The sequence below is a fragment of the Salmonirosea aquatica genome, assembly GCF_009296315.1.
GTDB classification, from domain to species: domain Bacteria; phylum Bacteroidota; class Bacteroidia; order Cytophagales; family Spirosomataceae; genus Salmonirosea; species Salmonirosea aquatica.
The window spans coordinates 1,500,784-1,522,521 of sequence record NZ_WHLY01000002.1 but is presented as its reverse complement, the minus strand read 5'-3'; the positions used below and the strand labels follow the sequence as shown (position 1 = coordinate 1,522,521).

Below are 21,738 nucleotides of genomic sequence, written 5' to 3'. Positions count from 1 at the left end.
TAATTTCTTATAATGAAAAGAAACGTACTCTTCTTTGCCCTCCTGTGTTTTTGTATCGGCCCTGTTTTCGCCCAGCCTTTCACTAAGAAAGAAATTGCGGCCTGGCAGAAACAAGCCCAGAACGTTACCATTATCCGCGACAACTGGGGTATTCCCCATATTTATGGCAAAACCGACGCTGATGCTACGTTTGGGCTCCTGTATGCTCAATGTGAGGACGACTTCAAGCGAGTGGAAATGAACTACATTGAAAAACTGGGCCGAATGGCAGAGGTTCAGGGCGAGTCGGCGCTGTATGACGATCTGCTGATTAAGCTGCTGATAGTGCCTGCCGAGGCACAGGCCGACTACAAAAAAGCCCCGGCCTGGCTGAAAAAACTTCTGAACGCCTATGCCGACGGCATCAACTACTACCTGCACACGCATCCCGAAACAAAACCTATCTTGCTGACTCGGTTCGAGCCCTGGTACCCGTTGCTTTGGACCGATGGTAGCATCGGGGCCATCAGTACCGCGGACGTAACGACTCGTGACCTCAAGAGTTTTTATGGGGGCGAGGTACCTTCGGTGGGATACACCCCTCAGGAGGAAGCGGAGAAAGAGGAAATACTGACGGGTTCGAATGGCTTTGCCTTTGCCCCCTCGATCACCGAGTCGGGCAAGAGTATTCTCTACATCAATCCGCACGTTACATTCTATTTCCGGCCCGAGGTACACGTAGTAAGTGAGGAGGGACTGAATGCCTACGGGGCGGTTACCTGGGGTCAGTTCTTTGTTTACCAGGGATTCAATGAACACCTGGGTTGGATGCATACCTCGTCACGCACCGATGTAGCCGATACCTATCTGGAAAAAGTGTCTAAAAATGGTGCAGGCTGGTCGTATGAATACGACGGGAAGCAGCGGCCCGTACGTGAGCAGGCGATGAGTATAAAGTACAAAAACGGTGATCGGCTCGAAACAAAAAATATCCGGGCGTTCTATACCCATCACGGGCCGGTTATGGCGCAGCGTGATGGTCAATGGACAAGCATGAAAGCCAACAACCGCTCCCTAAATATGCTGATCCAGAGTTGGCAGCGCACCAAGGCATCTAGCTTTGCAGAATATAAAAAGGCGATGGATTTGCTAGAAAACACATCAAACAATACTGTGTACGCCGATGCGGAAGGTAACATTGCGTACTGGCACGGTAACTTCATCCCCAAGCGCGACCCTAAATACGACTGGTCGAAACCGGTGGATGGAAGCACCGCCGCTACCGAATGGAAGGGTATGCACCCGGTGGACGAGTCGGTGCACGTGTACAATCCTTCAAGCGGCTGGCTCCAAAACTGTAACTCTACACCTTTTACAGCGGCTGGTAAAAACAGTCCAAAGCGGGAAGATTACCCTGCCTACATGGCGCCCGATGGCGAGAACTTTCGGGGAATCAATGCAGTACGGGTACTTGAAATGCCTAAAAAGTACGACTTGGACCGGGTGATTGCGGCGGGTTATAATACCTACTTGTCGGCTTTTGGTATTCTGGTTCCGGCGCTGGTAAATGCTTTCGAGAAAAGCGTACCCTATACCGATGAGCGGTATGCGTACTGGATCGGGCCGATGTCGGTACTGAAAAACTGGGATTATCACAGCGGGGAGAAATCAATAGCTACGACTCTGGCTGTGGAATGGGGGCAACGGATTACGGGGGAAATGTACCGCACCGAAGTCAAGGATAATCCTAATGCCGATCAGGTGGATAAGGCCCGGCAGTTCGCAGCTACGGCCACGGCCGATCAACTCCTTAAAACCTTCGGCGAAACCCTAACTGAGCTGGAGCAGAAATGGGGTAAGTGGCAGATACCCTGGGGCGAAATCAACCGCTTCCAGCGGGCATCCAGCGCCATCGACCAGCAGTTTCGCGACGATCTGCCCAGCCTTCCTGTGGGTTTTACATCGTCGGCCTGGGGCATGCTGCCTTCCTACTCATCGCGTTATTATCCGGGTACCAAAAAACGTTACGGTTTTAATGGCAACAGTTTCATTTGCGCGGTGGAGTTCGGGAATAAAATTAAAGCCAAGTCCCTGTTAACAGGCGGAGAAAGTGGCGATCAAAGCTCGCGGCATTTCTTTGATCAGGGCGAAATGTACTCACAGGGTAAATTCAAGGATGTGCTTTTCTATAAGGAAGATGTGCAACAGCACGCCGAGCAGACTTACCATCCGGGGGAGAGGAAATGATTGTATGTAGGGGTAGGTACCTTTACCAGAGAAAAAGCTGCTCCTTACCCGGTGCAGCTTTTTCTCTGGTATTTCCGGGGCCAATCTTATTACCTAAGTACGCCGGACCTCCACGACTACCGCCCCTACAATCAGGGCCACCAGTAAGATAGAACTTATCAAATCGACAATATGACCCGTGCTGACCGAAGTAGGTTCAAAGCGGAATGTGATCGTGTGCTGGCCCGCCGGGACACGTAGGGCACGCAACACGTAGTCGGCCCGGAGCAGGGGGGCTGCCTTTCCGTCAATGGTTACCTTCCAGTCGTCACGGACATTGTAATACATCTCTGAGAATACCGCCAGCTGCTCACTCCGCGCGGTACTCGTGTAGATGAGTTCATTGGGCTTATAACTAGTCAGCCGGATCGAATTGGTACTGTCGGCTTGAATGCTCAAACCTTTGAGATTAGCCGCAAACCGCTGATCTATTACGGCAGTCCTTCCCGGTTGCAAAGAATCCAGGGCCTTCATTTCGGCGTCGGCGTTTGGGACGATTTTATAATCTTCTACAAACCAGGCGTGACCCAGGGCGTCAGGGTTCTGCTGTACGGCCGGATTACCCTGCTGATCGCGGGTGAGAATGTACTTGGTGTTCAACATGTTCAGAATGCCCGGATTGGCATTAGGCTTAGCGATCTGGTTTTCGATCAGTTCCTGGTAGCGGCGCATTTTGGCGCCATGGTACCCTCCGATGGATTTATGAAAGTAAGAAGCCTCGGCGTTGTTGAACGTATTGCGCAGTACATCCAGCACACGGTAGTCGGGGTCAGGATCGCGCAGGATTTGCTCGTCGGCAGGACTGGGGGATATTTGAGCTTGAGCGGCCGATTTGCTGATAAAATCCTCATTATTCAGGTAGCGTTTGCTTACCCCGAACATATCGCCAATCATCAGCAGCAAAAGAGCCGGATACAGCAGACCTGCTCTGATTTTCTCTTTCATCCATAGCCAGATTAACCCCGCAGCCAGCAGAATCAGCACAGCTGAGCGCAAAGCGTCGGAACGCATCATGCTGGTACGATCCTTGACGATGGAATTCATGATTTGCTGGGCAAAAGCTTGATCCTGGCTACTCTGCGCTAGGCTCGCGACAAACTGCGGATCGGATTCGGCCCGAAAACTGAAAAACAGGGTAGGTACCAGGGCAAGTATTACACACAGCCCCGCTGTGAGGCCGATGCTGATGAAAAAAGGACGGGAGATTTCTGTGAACGTATGTTTCCGCTGCGCCAGATCACGCAGCGTCACTATTGCCAGTATCACCATAAGCAACTGGGCCAGCGAAAGTACCATGGTCACGGCCCGAAACTTGTTGAACATTGGGAAATAGTCGAAGAACAGGTAGTTGAGGCCAGCGAAGTTTTTGCCCCAGGCCCACACAATGTAAAGTAGGGTGACGCCCGCCACCCACCATTTGATGGGTCCCTTGACAATGAATAAACCTAAAATGAAGAGGAAGAAAATAATGGCACTGGCGTAGGCCGGGCCGCCCGTGCTGTACTGTGTACCCCAATACAGCGGCAGGGCATGAACAAAATTACGGGCGTTAGCGGCGTCTACGCCCCGATTGACCAGGGTTTTGTAGGTATCCGATTTCTCATCCAGCGATCCCTGCGAGGGGCCACCGTACAGATGGGGAATCAGTAGCGTGAGGGTTTCGACGATCCCATAACTGTACTGGAAAGCATACTCTTTGTCCAACCCATCCTGATTATTGAGGGTAGGGGCATCAGCAGGAGGCGTTAGTTCCGATTTGCCCCGGATGGTCTCCTTAGTATAGTCATAGGCGTTCCACAAGCGGGTGGTATGGGTACCCAAAGCCAGCACGGCCCCCAGGGCCAGGCCGCCCAGAATTTTGATGAGCTGCTGGGTTTGTCCGGCTTTCAGGAGTGTAATGCTTTCCAACATAACCAATATAATAATACCGATGCCCAGATAGTAGGTGATCTGAATGTGATTGGCGTACAATTCCAGGCCAAGAAACAGGCCTGTGAGGGCGGCGCCAGCCAGCCAGTTTTTACGGAAAGCTAACAGTACCCCGGCTATAACGCCGGGCGCATAACCCAGTGCCAGAATTTTGGAAATGTGGCCTGCTTCCAGGCTGGTCACCAGGTACGACCCAAAGGCGTACGCCACGGCTCCCAGGGCAGAGAGCCACAAATTAGCCCCCAATACCAGAAAAAGCAGATAGGCGCAGAGCATTGTTAACAAGAAATAGTTGGCCGGAGCGGGCAGCAGGCTATTCATAAGTCGTCCGAGCTTGGTAGAAATGCTGGTCGGGTAGTCGCCAGCCACCAGATAGGCCGGCATGCCGCCAAACATACTGTTGGTCCAGGACGACCATTCGCCGGTTTCCTCGTGATATTTCACCACTTCCCGTGCCGCCCCTTTGGCCTGCACGTCGTCATACTGGTTCAGGCGTTTGCCATTCAGGACGGGAGAAGCATACAGCAGAGACAAGACTGCGAAGCCTACAACGGCTACCAGATGAGGCCATACGCGTTGCCAGGAGAACTGATTTTTCATGAAAAGTTAATTTCGTATTGCTCGGAAAGACATGTAGTCGCTAGCTCCCGAAGTGTTGCTGTGATACGTTAAATTTTGATTAACTGGCACAAATATAGAAGGATTGGCGTATGTTTGAACTATGAAAAATACAAACCTTGTTTGAGGTTTTATGCTAAAAAACCCTATTTAGCCGCCAATTTTTAGAAAATACCCAATAAATTTGTGGCAATTGTGCCAAAACAGAGAATTTTCTGGGAATCAATCGCACTATACGTAGTAGTAACCTGACCAAAATACATGAAAAGAATTGCAGTATTTACCTCCGGTGGAGACGCGCCCGGTATGAACGCCTGTATCAGAGCCGTTGTACGTGGGGCTGTCTACCACGGAATTGAGGTATTTGGAATACGAAAAGGATATAACGGAATGATAGAAGGAGATGTATTCCAGATGTCTTCTCATTCGGTAAGTAATATAGTTCAGCGCGGTGGAACAATCCTCAAATCGGCTCGCAGTAAAGAATTTCTTACCCCGGAAGGGCGTAAAAAGGCATATGATCAACTTCAGAAGCATGGTATAGAAGGGCTGGTAGCCATTGGCGGAAACGGTACCTTCACGGGAGCGATGGTTTTTCAGCGTGAGTTTGGCATACCTACCGTAGGAGCGCCGGGTACCATCGACAATGATCTGTACGGCACGGATTATACCATTGGCTACGATACAGCCGTCAATACGGCCTTGGACGCCATCGACCGCATTCGCGACACAGCGAGTTCCCACGACCGGATTTTCTTTATTGAAGTAATGGGTCGCGACTCGGGTTATATCGCTATTCAGTCGGGCATTGCGGGTGGTGCCGAACTAGTGATGGTACCCGAGGTACTTACCCCAATCTCGGAAGTCATCAATACCCTCCAGCAGGGTTGGAATCGCTCCAAATCTTCGTCCATCGTGGTAGTGGCCGAAGGTGATGAAGAGGGAAATGCTTCCCAGATTGCCGAAAAGATTAAAAAACAAGTGGATGGCCAGGTGGATATCCGCGTGACAACGCTGGGCCACACGCAGCGGGGTGGCTCGCCTTCGGCTCAGGACCGAATTCTGGCCAGTCGCCTGGGCTTGGGGGCGCTGGAAGGTCTTATGGCTGGACAAAGCAATGTCATGGCGGGAATTATCAACAACGAACTGGTCTATACTCCCTTTGAGGACACCATTCGCCTGCCAAAGCCTATCAATGAAGATCTTCTTCGTATGGTGAAGATACTAAGTATTTGAAAAGGAGCGGAGTGAAAAGTATCCAAGGCACGGAATCTCTTGCTTTTAGGTCAGCAAGCGTTCTGAATCAGGGGTGGAATACCTAACAGTACCCCATTGCCTTATAAACCACGTACCCTACCCATTCGCGCCAGAGTAAATGGACTTGCGCAAAAACGTCGGGATCGGGACGGATGCAATCATTGAGGGTAGGGTAGAGCTCTACGCCGTAGATGTCGGCCGGAAATACGTCGACACGCACCCTCTCTTTTTTGAAACATTCTACCGCGCGCCGCAAGTGAAACGAAGAAGTGATTAGCAGAACACGGCCTTTGGGAAAGGTACGCTGTAGTACGGCGGCAGAGTTCACCGCGTTCTGATGGGTGTTGCGCGAAAACTCCTCCAATATTATATCACCTGGAGCTACTCCCCAGCGAGCCAGCAGGCGGGCGGCTTGTTGTCCGTCATCGAGTTTCAGTTTCATTTTCCAGGGATTGTCCGCGCCACTGATCAGGATTTTTCTGATTTTGCCCGCTTTGTACAATAGATACGCCTGAAGGAAACGGTCGGCGTGGCGGCCAAAACCCGGGTGGTCAGCCTTGAGGCTGGATAATCGGGTCATTCCGCCTGTAAGCACAACCCCGACATCGTAGGGCTCACGAATGTCGGCCAGGTTGCGGGGGGGATATTCCCACCAGCGAAAGGCGGCGTTGACTAAAAAGGTATTGCAGAAGACAAAGAGTAAAATGAATGCTGTGAGCGCGGCACGGCGGGATTTTACGGGGTTTTTGGTAAGAAAAGCAAATAGGAGCAAGAGAAGAAGGATGCTCAGGGGCATCAGGAAGAAATCCAGCGTTTTCGATAGAAAAAAGAACATGAGGGTACGAGGGGGAACGATTCTATCGTTTTGAGGTTAAATTTGCAGATTGTTTTCTCATTCGGAAAAGTAAAAATATGAAAAAAGGTTTGATCGGTACGCTATGCCTTGGCCTATGGGCTATGTTAAGTAGCGGATTAGCGGCAGCGCAGGGCTATCGGATTGAAGCCACTCTGGTTGGCTTGAAAGACACGAGTTGTATCCTGGGGCACTATAATTACAGCGGTCAGCAGTTCATTGCCAAAGATACTGCCCGGGCCGATGCCAATGGCCGGATGGTCTTTGAAGGTACCGACCCGCTACCGGGTGGCCTGTACCTGATCCTGCTGCCGGGCCAGCAAAAACTGGTTCAAATCGTATATTCTGGAAAGGAAACGGAATTTTCTTTAAAAACAGACACCAGCAGCGTTGTTAAGAGCATGGTAGTGAATGGCTCGGAAGAAAACCGGGCTTTTTATGAATACCAGCAGAAACTCAATCAAATTATGACGGAGGTGGAAGCCTTGAATGCGGAGAAAAAACTTAAAAATGATGACGCGAGTACCGCGGTAACGGATAAAAAAATCAAAGATCTGCAGCAGCAATTCACGACCTACCAGCAGAAGTTCTTGCAGGAAAACAGAGATAGTTTTACCGCCAAATTACTGAAAGCCAGTATGGACCCCGTAATTCCACCAGCTCCCATGCTGGCGAACGGCAAAAAAGATTCACTGTGGGTATTCAACTATTATAAAGCGCACTATTGGGACAATTTCGACTTTTCGGACGCCCGTATGCTACGAACGCCATTCGTACAGCCCAAGCTGGAGCGTTATGTTAAGGATTTGATCGTACAGGTACCTGACTCTATTATTAAGGATGCGGATGCACTCATAAAAAAAGCGGCAGCGAATAAGGAGTTGAGATCCAGAATCATCTATTATTTTACGAGCGAATATGAAAATCCTAAGGTAGTAGGTACGGAGGGCGTGTTTGTGCACATGGCTGAAAAGTATTATCTCTCGGGTGAGATGGAGGTATCGGACGACGCCAAAAAGCGGATTGGTGAGCGGGTAGCCAGTATGAAACCGTTGTTAGTAAATCGTGTTATCCCCGATCTGACCCTTACTAATCCAAATCAGCAACCTATCAGTATTCACGGCATCAAGGCTGATTATACGGTGTTGTTCTTCTTCTCACCTACCTGCGGACATTGCAAGGAAGCCGCTCCCAAATTGAAGGAGTTTTATGATGCTAATAAAGCCAAAGGCGTCAAGGTACTAGCCATTGCTACCGAGCAGAATCCCGCCGAATGGCAGAAGTTTATCAAGGAGTATAAATTAGAGGAAATTCTAAATGGCTATGACTACACATCCCGTACCGATTACCGTACGCAGTACGATGTGTTTTCCACGCCTACCATCTACGTTCTGGATAAAAACAAAAAGATTATTGCCCGCCGGATGCCCATTGAGCAATTGGACGATTTCTTTAACTTCTACCTGAAGAACAATGCCAAAGAAGGCACCAAAAGTGCTTCGGTGAAATAGCCCATCAAAAAAGTCAATAGCAATCAACTAACAGCTATTGGCTTTTTTGATTTACTCAATACTTCTCATAAAAACTCCGCAACCGGCTTGTCAGGCTGTTGTAGATGGGCTTACTGAACTCTATGAACAGGTCTTGGGGTGGGGGCGGGTTTTGCTCCCGGGCTTTAGTCATGCGCAACTGATCGGCTGTGAGGGCGCGTTCGTCGCCATTATAACTACCCCATTCCGATACCCAGCGGTACTCGCCCGGAAATTTGTCCTGAAAGACTATTTTCTTGCTACCAAAATCCTGAATCTGCATATCCAGCAACCCCTTGGATATGACGGTCTTGCGATTCCGCGACAGCTTGGCCTTTACTTTTCCGTACACAGGTACCTTCTTGCCATCCACCGTTACTTCGCCGGTCTTTACACTGTCCTTGCTGGTCACTTCTTCGGTATTTCGTTCTACCAAGGTCTGACCTACTACAAAATCGTCGAATTGCAGCGTGACCACATGGTCGGGCTGGACTTTGTCGTTCGTGGCTTCCTGCGGAGTGTAGAAGCGCACGAATTTATTGAGGCGACGGTTGGTCTGCAAAAACTCGTTGATCCGATCCTGAAAGTAGGCGTTGCTCAATTGGTAAGCTCTTGAAGTTACCAGTACCTGCTCCACCACTACCTTAAATGACGCCGTCTCGTAGGCTTCGTCCATCAGCCGGGTAGCGTCCCGGAAGTTAGGGACCATTGCGTTGGCTACCTCAAAATGCTCAAAAGCCCGGCGCGCGTTTTCGCGTCCGCCCTGCCGCAGGGTACCTTGTCCGGCTTCATAGCGAGCAGTGGCGGCCTTGTCGCGCGCGTCGCGTTCCTGGTCGAAAAAGCTGCGGGCTGCTACCATTCGGGCACAATTGGCGCATCCCTGAATGGCATTATAGAGCGTATTCAACTGGGTGTAGGTTTCCGCCGCCCGTTCCCAGCGGAAAGGATCAGAATCGTTTTCCTGGCGTTTCAAATCGTCCAGGTGCTGCTGCAGGGCCAAAGGGTAGGCTTCTTTGAGAATGTCGGCGGAAGAAGAGCGGGCGTTGTCGTTTACCTTAGGTATGGCCCGTAGTACCGACTGGTCGTAATCGCCGCGTTTCAGCGATTTTTTTGCGGATTTACAGGATTGGAGTCCTTCGACTACGCCCAGAATGACGAGAGAGGAAAGGAAAAGAGATAAAAGGCGTTTCATCATTAGAACGTGCTTTAGAGGATTTACGCAGCAAAATTACGGCGGGTACCTGGCAAAGGCAAGCAGGGACGTTCTGAATTAGTATGTGGCAAAAATTCAACTGTCATGGTCAGCGATACAGTGAACCTATAAAGCCCCGTTATGAAGAGTTCAGGAAGTGAGAAAAGGGGGAGTGACCCTACCACTTGATAAATTTTCCATTAATTACCGAAAGGAAATTGATGATTTTTTCTGGGATTTTCTATTTTGGGTAACCATCCACAACCACTAGGAAGAAAAGCCTTTACCTCCTTTCCATTGGCCCTTTTCCAAGCTTCTTCTTATTGGGATACGGGCGGAAATTTGAAAATAATAGCGGTCCTGTAACTTGAGCACCCGCCTATACCCCAAATCTTCGATCCTTTCCAGAATTGTATCTCCTTTTAGGAACTATAATTATAGATCAATTAGATAATAACCGAACTAAACTGTACAAGGCAATAGTTGCTGTAAATAAGGAGAATGCTGATGTGGTAGTTCAAAAAATAATAGATTAAATAATGATACTAGAACCATATACAAGGCTATCAGGAGTGGTAGAGAGCTTCAGATGGTTGTTGTCTCGTGAATTTTCTGTTCTCAACGGAAATACTCATTCAACACGATGGACTGGGCATCATGTTGAAGGGTGGTTTTGCTACTTGATAGATAAAAATGCTGGGGGTGCCAAACAGAAATTTTACCTATGTGGGCGGTTAGATGAGGCCCTGATGCCTTTGCAGAACGCCCCTGCAATAAGCTCAAAATTTGTTGGTGGGAATATTAGTTTCTCCGATGCTTTGGATGGCTACTTCCATTGGACAGATACGCTGCTTAGCGATAACAGTGCTCTGATCTATCGAAGACCATGTCTCACCTATCCTGAAAGGGAGAGATATCTTTTTAAAGAAATTTATCCACTAGTAGTAATTAATGTGGCAATAGAACATCTTATCTTAGATGAGATAAGTGAGACCCGTTCCATACTTCAACAGATAGAAAAAATTAAAGTAGCGAAAAGATTTATGTATGACGTACACTTCATTGACTCCTTAATAAAAGGTGATAAAGATAATATGGTTAAAGCCATCGAAGGTGTAGCCTCTGCTAAAATTCATAAACCCCGTCAGAAGGTAAATCCTGAAACAGGTCCTTGGGAAAACGAACTGCTATCAATGGCTGGCATCACCTATACCAAGCTGGCCTGGATGTATGGCTACGAACTAGAAATCAAGAACCCGCTGGTGAGCATCGCTAACGAGTTGTATCCCGTCAAGCCATTTGCGCACTACGAGGAAACATATGATTTTTCAAAAGGAGAGTAGTAACATTCAAAACAAAAACAATGTATAAGAAAAGCACAATCATGCTGCTACTGGCAGGAGCCCTCTTCACCGCCTGCCAAGACAAAAAAGAAGAAATCTGCGTGGCCCCCATCATCGAGAAGAACCTTCTTGGCACCTGGCAGGCCACCTTCACCAGCGAGTCGGGCAACTCCGGCCCCGTCTCGGTCACCTTCCGGGAAGACGGCACGATGACGGGCATCGGCGCACTTTATAAGAGTGATTTCTCCCCCAACTCCATCTGGAAGGGTGATGCCTGGGAGAAAGATCATATCGGCATCGCCCTCACGTTTCGCGGAGCCAGCTCCGCCACGGGGCCGTATTCCGCTTTCAGCAAATCCAGCTACCCTTCACCTCGGCCTGTGTCTCCACAGGCATGCCATGTCAAAAGAATTTAGAGTCAATTGCTAGAAGCTCCATCCGAACCTCACCGCATTTTGCTATGCTTCACCAGGTAGGCGGTCAAAATAGGGTCAAATCCCTGAGCGATGTCAGCCTCAATGAAATCAATTTTGTACTGACCGCATTTGAGTTTGAGATCCTGATAAAATTGTTTCACAAACGCTTGGTACTGGTCACGTACCTGATGCGGCTGTACCTTGACTTTCTCGCCCGTTTCCAGATCGATGAATTCGTAGGGACGGTCTTCAAAGGCAAACTGCTCCTCGGTACGACGGTCGGTGACGTGGAAAAGGAGTACCTCGTGCATATTGTGCCGCAGGTGTTGCAAAGCCGAAAAAAGTTGCTCGCTATGTTCCAGATCTTCGAACATATCGCTGAACAGTACAACCAGCGAACGCTTGTGGATTTTCTCGGCGATCAGGTGAATCACCTCGGCCACGGAAGTTTTTTTGAGCGGACGGGGCTTTTGTAGTAAACCTTCCAGCTCAAGCAGGATTTTGTGGATATGCGAAGGCGTGGACTTGACCTGCGTTTGTACCTCGATCTGATCCGAAAAAGTGGTCAAACTTACGGCGTCCTTCTGGCGTTGGAGCAAATGCGCCAGACAGGCGGCTGCCATGATACTGAACGTTATTTTGCCGTAGTCTGCTTCGGGATAATACATCGATGATGAGGTATCGAGCAGCAGATGGCAGCGCAGATTGGTTTCTTCCTCATAGCGCTTCACAAACAGACGGTCAGTCTTGGCGAATACCTTCCAATCCATGTGCCGGGTACTTTCGCCGGTGTTGTAGAGGCGATGCTCGGCGAACTCCACCGAGAACCCATGGAAAGGCGATTTATGCAGCCCCGTGATGAAGCCTTCGACCATTTGCCGGGCCAGGAACTCCAGGTTTCCGAATTCCCTTACTTTCGATAAATCCAGTGGGCGTTTATTCATAATGAATGGGCTGTTCGCTATCGGCTACCAACCCATAACGTAAGTTTCTCCCACGAAGATACGAACGCTCAGTTTATTTCTCGGGAAAGCCTAGTAGAGAAAACCTTCCTCCTCTACGGGTTTGCTTTGCTCCGCTACCTGAGGGACGTCGGCAGGAACCGGTTTTTTTTGGGAGGCGAGCAGAATTAGGCCATCCCGTCCGATTACCTTCACAATCACCTTGGCCACACCGGTGGCTACCATCCCAATTTCCCGCGCGGCGGACCGGCTCAGGTCAAGCACCCGGCTTTTGGAGTGCGGTCCCCGGTCATTGATCCGTACCGTAACTTTTTTGTTGTTGGCAAGATTCGTAACCTCAATCAGCGTGTTGTAAGGTAGGGAAGGGTGGGCGGCGGTCATTTCCTGGTTGTCAAAAATTTCGCCGAAGTACGTTTTGTTCCCATCGAATTTAGCCGCATAGTACGAGGCGATTCCGGTTTGGGTTTTACCAAGGTCAGCCAGCAGATCGGGGGAGGGTTTTGCAAAGCTGACCAGCAGATAGATAAAGAAGGATTGAATGTTCATACCCTAGGGGTTAGGTGAAACATGAAGCCAGACTACCTTTGAATTGATACGAAAGATCAGGCGTCTGACTGGTACTCTTCCTGGCAATTTTCGTCAAAGATAACGGAAAGCCATTTTAAGAATGTACTAAATATTTGATTAGTACAACGTATTTATCAAAATATATAAATTTAGGGGTACTGGCTTAGGAAAGCTATCGAGAAAAGTTTTTGTTACGAACAATATACTTTCTATTTTAGCGTTCGATTTAACCATAAATTGCTACATATAGTGGAAGACAGAGAGCAAATCTACTCAAAACGGGTAAGGGCAGGAAAACGCACATATTTTTTCGATGTCCGATCGACACGGGCCAATGATTACTACCTCACAATTACTGAAAGCCGGCGTCATCCGCAGGGAGATGGCTTCACGTACGAAAAACACAAATTGTTTTTGTACAAAGAAGACTTTGACAAATTTATCGATGCTTTGCAGGAATCTGTGAACCACATTAAAACCGAACTGATGCCGGATTTTGATTTTTCTCAGTATGAAGTGAAGGAAGAGGAATTCGATGGCCTCAATGGGACCGAATTGAAATGGGAGTAGCAATTCAATGGATGGAGGAAGGAAACTCAAAGGATAAAAAGCAGGCTATGGTGATCCATTTATACCCAATCATTTGATTTGTACTTTACTGCGGAATTGATATATTTCAAGGCCTCCGGGATTCATTCCGGAGGCTTTTTAGTTTTTAGCCCGTTAATCCGTACTTTTGCGCTTTGTTTCGCAGAAAGCGTAGCTGCGTGGCGTATAGGTACTTATCCAAGCCACGGTATATTGTCCATTTCATTCATTCCAGGCCGCCAGTGCGGTCAATTATCCCGTAAATAAATGAGCTTACAGTGCGGAATAGTAGGATTACCCAATGTAGGAAAATCCACTCTTTTTAATGCCATTTCCAGTGGCAAGGCCGAAGCGGCCAACTACCCCTTTTGTACCATCGAACCCAATGTAGGGGTGGTCACGGTACCCGATGAGCGCCTCGAGATACTTACGGGGTTGGTGAAACCTCAGAAGGTGCTGCCGACTATCATCGAGTTTGTAGATATTGCCGGACTGGTCAAGGGCGCGAGTCAGGGGGCGGGTCTGGGCAACAAATTTCTGGCCAATATCCGGGAGGTAGATGCCATTGTACACGTAATCCGCTGTTTTCAGGACGACAATGTGGTGCATGTGGAAGGAAGGGTCGATCCGGTTTTTGATAAGGAAATCATTGACATCGAGTTGCAGCTCAAAGACTTGGAATCGGTTAATAAGAAAATTCAGAAAGTCGAGAAAGGTGCCCGCGCCGGAGATGCTAAAGCCAAAGCCGATCTGGAAATTCTGAAACAGTACAAAGAAGCCCTCGAAGCGGGACGTAGCGCCCGGACCCTGCCTTTCACTCCCGAAGAACGCGAAGGCGCTATCGGTGATCTGCAGCTCCTTACCATCAAGCCCGTGTTGTATGTGGCTAACGTAGATGAGGCATCGATGATTTCGGGCAATGAGTTTTCGGAGAAACTGCGCGAAGCCGTAAAGGACGAGAACGCCGAAGTGATTACGCTGTGCGCGGCCATCGAAGAACAGATTGCCGAAATTGAAGATCCTGAGGAACAGGCTATGTTTCTAAACGAATATGGACTGCAGGAATCCGGGCTGAGTCGGTTGATTAAGGCATCGTATTCGTTGCTTAACCTGATCACCTACTTCACAGCGGGTGTAAAAGAAGTACGCGCCTGGACCATCCAGCGGGGCTGGAAAGCTCCTCAGGCGGCGGGCGTGATCCATACCGATTTTGAGAAAGGATTCATCCGGGCCGAAGTAATCAAACTACCCGACTATGTCCAGTACAAGACGGAAGCAGGCGTAAAGGAAGTAGGTAAGATGGCCGTGGAGGGTAAAGAGTACGTTGTCAAGGACGGCGATATCATGCACTTCCGGTTCAATGTGTAGCCCTGGCTGACGATTAGTGATGATAGGCCAGTGTGAGGCAAGAAGAAAGGCGCGGAAAATTCTTTCCGCGCCTTTCTTCTTGCTTATTGTTTCGTAATATCAATGATTCAGAAATGCCCCGGGTAGGTAATCGTCTTCGGGCAGTGGGTCGTTGTTATGCAGCAGAGCCCGGAAAGTGTGCGCCATGTGCAGAATATGGTCTACCCGATAATGGGCTTTTTTCATCATGGCCGTGTTTTGGCCTTGCTGAATTAATTGGGCCAGAAGATCGCGCAGCATGAATAGTTCGTCCACATGGATCGAGAAATCACGTACTACGAACATCTGGAAACCGCGGTCTTGTTGCTGCGGAAAGTAAAGTACCAGATGAAAGTCTTTTCCTACGAAAAATGAACGTACCTGGTTCTCTTCAAAATCCCGGGGCATTTCGTTATGATCAGTCAGGCAGTCAATGATATCAGTTTCACGGCGGGTTACCAGCAGGTTGGGTGTTATGGCGAAAGTATCTTCTATTTGAGGCATGTGGAGATCGGTGGATTTAGGATTTGTACACAAAAACTATACTTTAAACGCAAATGTATCGGTATAACTATAAAATCATAATAAATCTTATAAATAATTTAATTATTACAAGATTTTCTTAGGTTGTAATTTAAGGTACATTTCGGTAAATATCCAGCAATTGCGTACAAATAGCCCCAAAATTACTGACCCTAGCTCCATTTTTGCTTAAAAGAATGGAAATAGGGGTTCAGCGAAAAGGACTGTAGTCAGAAAAGGGAATACTTAATAAACCGGCCCATGCTAAGCTTCGTCAGGAATTCACACCTAACGGCGGCGGTTCCATTCTACGGTACGATAGCCTACAAGTTTGTCGGCGCGGGATGCTGGCGGGCGGTTGTACACCAGGATATCGTAATCATTTTCAGTAGCAGCGTAGTTTCCTTCTACGTAGGACTCGTCTACCTGACCTGAGGTTTTATCAACCGTGGCGTAATCATAATTTATCACCCCCTGCTTAAGGAGAATGACCGCCCGGTAGGACTCAGAATCGGCGTCGTAGGTCATGCGATTAAGATCATTGAGAAGCCATAAGTTGAAGCCGCCATTTACATAAACCGACGCACCAGGTACCTCAGGAATGCGGAGGGTAAAAACTACGGGCGTATAGTCAGCTTCGTTACTACCCTGGCCCGATTCGCGCTGATCCACGATGTACTGTCCGTTCAAATCGTCCATTTGAATGTAGGCGCCTCGCGCGCGGGATTCGTCAGGGGCCAGAATCAGACGGGTGAATTCGGATAAGCGTTCCAATTCATAAATTCCGTAACCCCGGGCCGCCAGCGTGCGGCTATCGAAATAGCGGAATTCGTTGCCGCCGGGAAACGTATTTTCCAGGTCAAAAAACTGATATTCGAGTACCTGATCGAAGGGCCGTACATTGGTAGGTTTGAAACCTGACTTTGCGTTATCCCAACGGAAGTTCTTGCGGATAAATACTTTCAGGTCGTTCTGAGGCGAAATGATCTGATAGCCTTTGTAATCGAGACTGAAATCGATTTGCTGGTCGGTGCGTTGCTCCCGGATACCCTGCGAAAAGCGTGCCTGGGCGGCAATGCGTACCTGATTTTCGTACACCATAAAACGGCGAGTGAAAACGGGCTTGCGCTGCCGCTCCGAATAAACCACCAGCACATAATTGCCCGAAACCTTCACGCGGGGTACCTCCAGCCGGTAGTGGTAGTAAGGTACCTTCGTGCTGAACGACTGCCGGAATTCGGTGATGGGATAATCGTTGTACTCGTAAGTATATTCAATGTCGTTGAGCACCGATTTATTCCAGTCGGCATTGCAGTGAATGAGCTTCGCCCGAAACCCCCGGTAGTCGGCGGTAAGATCGTCAAATTCCAGCGCCAGCGGCCGGTCGCCACCCAACTGAATGACCGGCGGGCCAATAAGCCGCCGGGGATCATCGGGGCTGCCGGTAGCGGGATACAGCAGAACGGTCTTGATGGTTTCGGAATAAATGTAATCTTCCAGCCGCACATCAGCGAACTGCGCCTGCCCGAACGTATTGAAAATGACGGAAAGACTAAACAATATCAATAGGAAGCAGGCACGAAACATGGGATTGGAAAAATATGAAGTTAGGTTTTAACCGACCGTTAAACTAAACGAAAAGATACCTAAGATCGCCTAACGACGGCGTTATTTATCGGGATTGCCTTCGATATTTGTTATTTTTGCTAAAACAACGTGCCGAAGCCTATGACGGCCCAACCCCCAAAAAAGATTTCGCTCAAAGAGTACCTCGAATTCGAACGCGAAGCTGAGTACAAAAGTGAATACTATCAGGGAGAGATGTTTGCCATGGCTGGCGCTGGACGCAATCACAACCGGATTACGGAAAATCTGTCAATTGACATAGGTTTTTTTCTAAAAGGCAAGTCCTGTCGTTCGTATTCCAGCGACTTACGGATCCATATTCCTGCCAATAGTCTCTACACCTATCCGGATCTACTGGTAGTGTGCGGAAAAGAAGAATTCATAGACGAAAAAAACGATACGCTCCTGAATCCTAAGATTATTGTCGAGGTACTTTCCAAGAGTACAGGAAGTTACGATCGAGGAGAGAAATTTCAGTTATATCGTAGTATCCCCACATTGGAAGAGTACGCGCTAATCGATTCGCAGAGGGTGGCCGCTGAAGTATTTCGCAAAAGCGAACGGGGTTTTTGGTCGCTCATGTCCGAAAACTATACTCTCGAGGGCAGCATCGAACTGAGCAGCATCGGTTTTACTCTGCCAATACGTGACATTTATGACCAAACGGAAGATTTAGGTACCTAACTCAATTCCTCTACTTCCAGCATGGCGACTTCCCAGGCCTGCGTAGTGTCGGCGATCTTCTTTTGAGTATGGGCGTATTGTTCGTTCAACCTTTCCAAGGTACCTTTTTCGGCGTACGAAGCCGGATCGGCCAGTTGGGTTTCGAGAGCTTTCTTCTCGGTTTCCAGTTCCGAAATAGTTGCTTCCAACTCACTGATCAATTTCTGCGCCTGTTTCAGCGCTTTCTGATTGTCAGGCTTGGGGGTACCCTCTTTTTTCTGCCCATTGTTGGAGGCCGGGGCGGCGGTGCTTTTGGGCGGCGGCGCACTGCTGACAATGGCCTTCTCGCTCACGGCCGACTCCAGGCCGCGTTCTTCCAGCCACAACTCGTATTCCTCATAGGTACCCGGGTACTCCTTGATCTGATGATCCTCAATGTACCAGATTTTGTTGGCGATGGACTCCACAAAATACCGGTCATGACTCACCACGATGTAGCTACCTTCGTACTGTTGCAGAGCTTGGATCAAAATATTGACCGACTGCATATCCAGGTGGTTGGTAGGCTCATCGAGCAGCAGGAAGTTGGCCTGAGAGAGAAGTACCTTGGCCAGCGCCACCCGCGATTTCTCACCCCCTGAGAGTACCTTGATTTTCTTGAACACATCATCGCCGGTGAACAGGAAACAGCCGAGTACCGTCCGCAATTCCGTTTCGGATTTGGTAGGGTTGGCGTATTTCAACTCCTCGATCAGGTTGTGGGTGATGTTTAGCGACTCCAGCTGGTGCTGGGCGTAGAAAGTGAACGACACGTTATGTCCCAGCCGCCGGGTACCTTCGATGTCTTCCGTGCCGGCCACGATCCGGAGCACGGTGGATTTTCCGCGCCCATTAGCGCCGATCAGGGCTATTTTATCGCCCCGCTCCATACTGATATTAGTATGATCAAGAATGAGCTTCTCACCGTAGGCTTTGGAGGTATCTTCCAACTGGAACACGTGGCGGCCTGGCTGCGTCGTAAACTGAAACCGGAAATGCACCTTGGCGTTTTCGTCGATCACTTCGTCTACCGTTTCCATGCGATCCAGGGCCTTCACGCGGCTCTGTACCTGCCGGGCTTTGGTGGCTTTGGCTTTGAACCGCTCAATGAAGCGTTCGGTCTGGCGGATTTTGGCCTGCTGATTTTCGTAAGCCCCCCGCTGGATTTCGTTGCGTAGCGTTTTTTCTTCCTCGTAGAAAGAATAATTCCCCGAGTACAGATTCAGTTTCGCGCCCGAAACCTCCACAATCGTATCCACCACATTATCCAGAAACTCGCGGTCGTGGGAAACTACAATTACAGCCCCTTCGTAGTTCTGAACGTACTTCTCCACCCATTGAATAGAAGGTAGGTCCAGGTGGTTGGTAGGCTCATCGAGCATCAGCAGGGCGGGCTTTTGCAGCAGCAGCTTGGCCAGCATCACCCGCATCCGCCAACCGCCCGAAAACAGCCGCAGGGGCTGGTGGAGGTCGTCGGTCGAAAAACCCAATCCTTCCAGAATGGCCTCCGCCTTCGATTGAATAGTGTAGCCGTCCAGGGCTTCGAATTCGTCCTGGGCGCGGGCCAGCTTATCCACCAGTTCGTCCCGGTAGTTGGCTTCCATTTCGTGCAGAATCTTGTCGATCTGTACCTGCAGTTCGTTCTGCCGCTCAAAGGCCTGCATCGCCACCGACAGAATGGAGTCATCGCTTTGGTAAGAGAGCAAATCCTGATTCAAAAAACCAATGGAGCAGTCGCCCGATTTGGAAATGGTACCTTCATCGGGCTGATATTCGCCGTCGATCAGGCGCAACAATGTGGATTTTCCCGTGCCGTTCAGGCCGATCAGGCCGATTTTCTGCTTGGGTTTGATATGCAGCGAAGCGCTGTCGTAGAGCGCGCGGTCGCCGAGGTAATAGCTGAGGTTCGTTATCGCAATCATGCCGCAAAGGTACGGTGAAAATGCCAAAATTCATTCCGGACCTGCGGCTGAAATGCAGGCCTGCGGCCAGAAGCAAAAAATGTACTGGGCCCTAGAAAAGCTGATTGGGGTTAATTCTGTAAGGCCAGAAGGCACCGGATCAGGGCCGCCACCGACCACGCCTGGTGAATGGTACCCTTGCCGATGCGGGGCGTGAGGCCATCGAATACTTCGGAAATGCCATGCAGGCAGTTTTCTTCGTAAAAATGAATTTCGAGCGGTTTGAGCCAGATTCTGGCCTGCGCCCTGGCGTGGGGCGCTTCGTCGTGTACTTTCAGATAGGCTTCGATAAAATCGCCCAACAGGTAAGGCCATACGGTACCTTGATGGTAGGCTGCATCGCGTTGATAGCGACCGCCCCCGTATACAGGCTGGAAATCAGGATGCCCGGGACTGAGTGTACGCAGGCCGTAGTCCGTTAGTAAATGCTGTTGGACAGTTAAAACAACGCCTTTTTGCTGCTCCCGGGTCAAGGTGGTATAGGGCAGGCTGACGGCGTAGATCATATTCGGACGGATGCTCGGGTCAGTTTTTTCGTGGGGTACCACTACATCATGAAGGTACCCCTGTTCATTATAAAAAAAGCGGACAAAATTTTCCACGAAAAGCCGGATGTCGTCCGTAAAACCATCGCCCAGTTTTAGCATTTGTGAAAACTTCTGATGGATCATCAAGGCATTGTACCACAGTGCATTGATCTCCACCGGACAGCCATGCCGGGGGGTAGGTACAAAGTCGTCCATGCGGGCGTCCATCCAGGTAAGTTGAACCAGCCCCTCACCGCCAAACAGCAAGCCTTCCTTCGTGACGTGAATGTCGTAGCGGGTACCCGCCCTGTGATACTCGATGATTTCGGTGAGTTTTGGAAAAACTTCTGCGATAAATTCCAGATCACTAAATCGCTCATGAAAATCGTGCAGTATCACAAATAGCCACAGCGTAGCGTCGATGGTATTATACTCGGGCGTTTGGCCGACGTCCGGGAAGCGGTTGGGGATCATACCCCGGTCAAGGTAATGCAGGAAGGTACGGAGCAGGGATTCGGATTCGGCTTTTTTGCCCAGCGCGATGCAAAGGCCGCGCATGGCAATCATCGTATCGCGCCCCCAATCGGTGAACCAGTGGTACCCCGCAATGAGCGAAGCCGAGTCGGTGGACTGGCGGTGCACAAGAAACTGCTGACCCGCCCTGATCAAATCATTCAGAAAAATATCATCGGTAGCAGGGGTGTTGTTTTGATAAAAATCCAGTGCTTTTTCTCGGAAAATTTGACCGTCGGCCCTGGCCATATTTGCTTCGGTAGAGAAAGTCAGGTAGCATTTTTCCCCAGGTTCCAGGCGACGGCTTACTGCTCCCACCGTGTAGCAATCCTCCCGAAAATCCAGGCCGCGCTCCTGTTCCTCCCCGTACTCGAAGCCTTCTTTCCAAGCGCCGATTTCAGTCCAGAAAAATTTTTCATCGCAACCCAGGTACAAGGGTTTGGCACCGGGGGAGGCCGTAATCTGTTTTACCGCTTCTGAGTTGTGCGTAGTAAAGAGGTACCCCGCATCCTTTTTCTGCAAGCTGTGGTAGTCGCGGTTGACCAGTACTATGTTAATTTTAAGGGCTAAGGTCTGTGCGCCGATATTTGAATATTCCAGTACCGTTGTGTTGGAATTTTGCACCATGCATAGCGACTTACTCAGCGCAATGCCGTCTGTCTCGAAGCGTTGGGTAGGAAAAGGATGGACTTCAAAACCGACCAGAAATTCGTTGCCCTCCGTCCCGGCCTGATTGGTAAAGAGTTCGAAGGAAATATCTGCTTCATTTGTTACGGTTTCCTCCACTTTTGAAACCAGCACCCGGCGGTTGGTGGGTGGGTCGAAGGAAGCTACCAGGAGCCCATGGTAGCGGCGGGTATTGCGGCCGCTAGGCGTAGAAGAAGCGTAGCCGCCGAGGCCGTTGGTAATCAGCCATTCGTTCTTATTCCAGGAATTCGTGGGAGCCGGGTGGGTCAAGTGGGGCATTTGTCTGTAAAGTTTC

17 protein-coding genes are annotated in these 21,738 nt (G+C 49.5%); 8 read left to right on the top strand and 9 right to left on the bottom strand.

What is annotated here, in order from left to right; all coding sequences use genetic code 11:
- Window positions 1–12: 12 nt before the first annotated feature.
- On the top strand, window positions 13–2,226 hold the full coding sequence (locus GBK04_RS07405; protein WP_152758242.1) for a penicillin acylase family protein: 2,214 nt from the start codon (window positions 13–15) through the stop codon (window positions 2,224–2,226).
- A gap of 93 nt (window positions 2,227–2,319) precedes the next feature.
- Here the strand turns inward: GBK04_RS07405 and GBK04_RS07400 are convergent, their stop codons facing one another.
- A complete protein-coding gene (locus tag GBK04_RS07400; protein WP_152758240.1) occupies window positions 2,320–4,794 on the bottom strand; it encodes a hypothetical protein in 2,475 nt (824 codons plus the stop codon).
- A 279-nt stretch (window positions 4,795–5,073) separates the two neighbouring features.
- Here GBK04_RS07400 and pfkA point away from each other — a divergent pair, with 279 nt between their 5' ends.
- A complete protein-coding gene (pfkA, locus tag GBK04_RS07395) occupies window positions 5,074–6,048 on the top strand; it encodes a 6-phosphofructokinase (protein ID WP_152758238.1) in 975 nt (324 codons plus the stop codon).
- An 82-nt stretch (window positions 6,049–6,130) separates the two neighbouring features.
- Here pfkA and GBK04_RS07390 read toward each other — a convergent pair whose 3' ends face one another.
- Window positions 6,131–6,904, bottom strand: coding sequence for a YdcF family protein (locus tag GBK04_RS07390; RefSeq protein WP_152758236.1), 774 nt, complete (start codon window positions 6,902–6,904; stop codon window positions 6,131–6,133).
- Between the two features lie 77 nt (window positions 6,905–6,981).
- Between GBK04_RS07390 and GBK04_RS07385 the strand changes: the two genes are divergently transcribed.
- Window positions 6,982–8,433, top strand: a complete 1,452-nt coding sequence (locus GBK04_RS07385; protein ID WP_152758234.1) for a redoxin domain-containing protein — start codon at window positions 6,982–6,984, stop codon at window positions 8,431–8,433.
- A 55-nt stretch (window positions 8,434–8,488) separates the two neighbouring features.
- Here GBK04_RS07385 and GBK04_RS07380 read toward each other — a convergent pair whose 3' ends face one another.
- Window positions 8,489–9,646, bottom strand: a complete 1,158-nt coding sequence (locus GBK04_RS07380) for a hypothetical protein (protein WP_152758232.1) — start codon at window positions 9,644–9,646, stop codon at window positions 8,489–8,491.
- 536 nt (window positions 9,647–10,182) lie between these two features.
- Here GBK04_RS07380 and GBK04_RS07375 point away from each other — a divergent pair.
- Together GBK04_RS07375 and GBK04_RS07370 are read left to right on the top strand one after the other, a co-directional pair.
- The gene (locus GBK04_RS07375) at window positions 10,183–10,986 is read left to right on the top strand and encodes an immunity 49 family protein (protein WP_152758230.1); all 804 of its coding nucleotides are present in this window, start codon (window positions 10,183–10,185) and stop codon (window positions 10,984–10,986) included.
- A 20-nt stretch (window positions 10,987–11,006) separates the two neighbouring features.
- The gene (locus GBK04_RS07370; RefSeq protein ID WP_152758228.1) at window positions 11,007–11,402 is read left to right on the top strand and encodes a hypothetical protein; all 396 of its coding nucleotides are present in this window, start codon (window positions 11,007–11,009) and stop codon (window positions 11,400–11,402) included.
- Window positions 11,403–11,431: 29 nt separating this feature from the next.
- Here the strand turns inward: GBK04_RS07370 and GBK04_RS07365 are convergent, their stop codons facing one another.
- Together GBK04_RS07365 and GBK04_RS07360 are read right to left on the bottom strand one after the other, a co-directional pair.
- Window positions 11,432–12,346, bottom strand: coding sequence for a DUF58 domain-containing protein (locus tag GBK04_RS07365; RefSeq protein ID WP_152758226.1), 915 nt, complete (start codon window positions 12,344–12,346; stop codon window positions 11,432–11,434).
- A 90-nt stretch (window positions 12,347–12,436) separates the two neighbouring features.
- Window positions 12,437–12,910, bottom strand: coding sequence for a septal ring lytic transglycosylase RlpA family protein (locus tag GBK04_RS07360; RefSeq protein ID WP_152758224.1), 474 nt, complete (start codon window positions 12,908–12,910; stop codon window positions 12,437–12,439).
- Window positions 12,911–13,168: 258 nt separating this feature from the next.
- On the opposite strand from GBK04_RS07360, the gene GBK04_RS07355 reads away from it, so the two are divergent.
- Complete coding sequence (locus tag GBK04_RS07355) at window positions 13,169–13,501, top strand: DUF3276 family protein (protein ID WP_152758222.1); 333 nt, start codon at window positions 13,169–13,171, stop codon at window positions 13,499–13,501.
- Window positions 13,502–13,786: 285 nt separating this feature from the next.
- Window positions 13,787–14,887, top strand: coding sequence for a redox-regulated ATPase YchF (gene ychF / locus GBK04_RS07350; RefSeq protein WP_152758221.1), 1,101 nt, complete (start codon window positions 13,787–13,789; stop codon window positions 14,885–14,887).
- Between the two features lie 99 nt (window positions 14,888–14,986).
- Here ychF and GBK04_RS07345 read toward each other — a convergent pair whose 3' ends face one another.
- Both GBK04_RS07345 and GBK04_RS07340 read right to left on the bottom strand, forming a co-directional pair.
- A complete protein-coding gene (locus GBK04_RS07345; RefSeq protein WP_152758219.1) occupies window positions 14,987–15,409 on the bottom strand; it encodes a hypothetical protein in 423 nt (140 codons plus the stop codon).
- A gap of 306 nt (window positions 15,410–15,715) precedes the next feature.
- On the bottom strand, window positions 15,716–17,014 hold the full coding sequence (locus GBK04_RS07340) for a type IX secretion system plug protein (protein ID WP_152758217.1): 1,299 nt from the start codon (window positions 17,012–17,014) through the stop codon (window positions 15,716–15,718).
- Window positions 17,015–17,155: 141 nt separating this feature from the next.
- On the opposite strand from GBK04_RS07340, the gene GBK04_RS07335 reads away from it, so the two are divergent.
- A complete protein-coding gene (locus tag GBK04_RS07335) occupies window positions 17,156–17,737 on the top strand; it encodes a Uma2 family endonuclease (RefSeq protein ID WP_152758215.1) in 582 nt (193 codons plus the stop codon).
- On the opposite strand, the gene GBK04_RS07330 is transcribed toward GBK04_RS07335, so the two are convergent.
- Window positions 17,734–19,677: an ABC-F family ATP-binding cassette domain-containing protein gene (locus GBK04_RS07330; protein ID WP_152758213.1), complete on the bottom strand. Its 1,944-nt coding sequence runs from the start codon at window positions 19,675–19,677 to the stop codon at window positions 17,734–17,736. The two genes, GBK04_RS07335 and GBK04_RS07330, sit on opposite strands and share 4 nt — an antisense overlap.
- Before the next feature lie 110 nt (window positions 19,678–19,787).
- Entirely contained in the window at window positions 19,788–21,722 is a 1,935-nt protein-coding gene (locus GBK04_RS07325; RefSeq protein WP_152758211.1) for an amylo-alpha-1,6-glucosidase, read from the bottom strand.
- Window positions 21,723–21,738 lie beyond the last annotated feature (16 nt).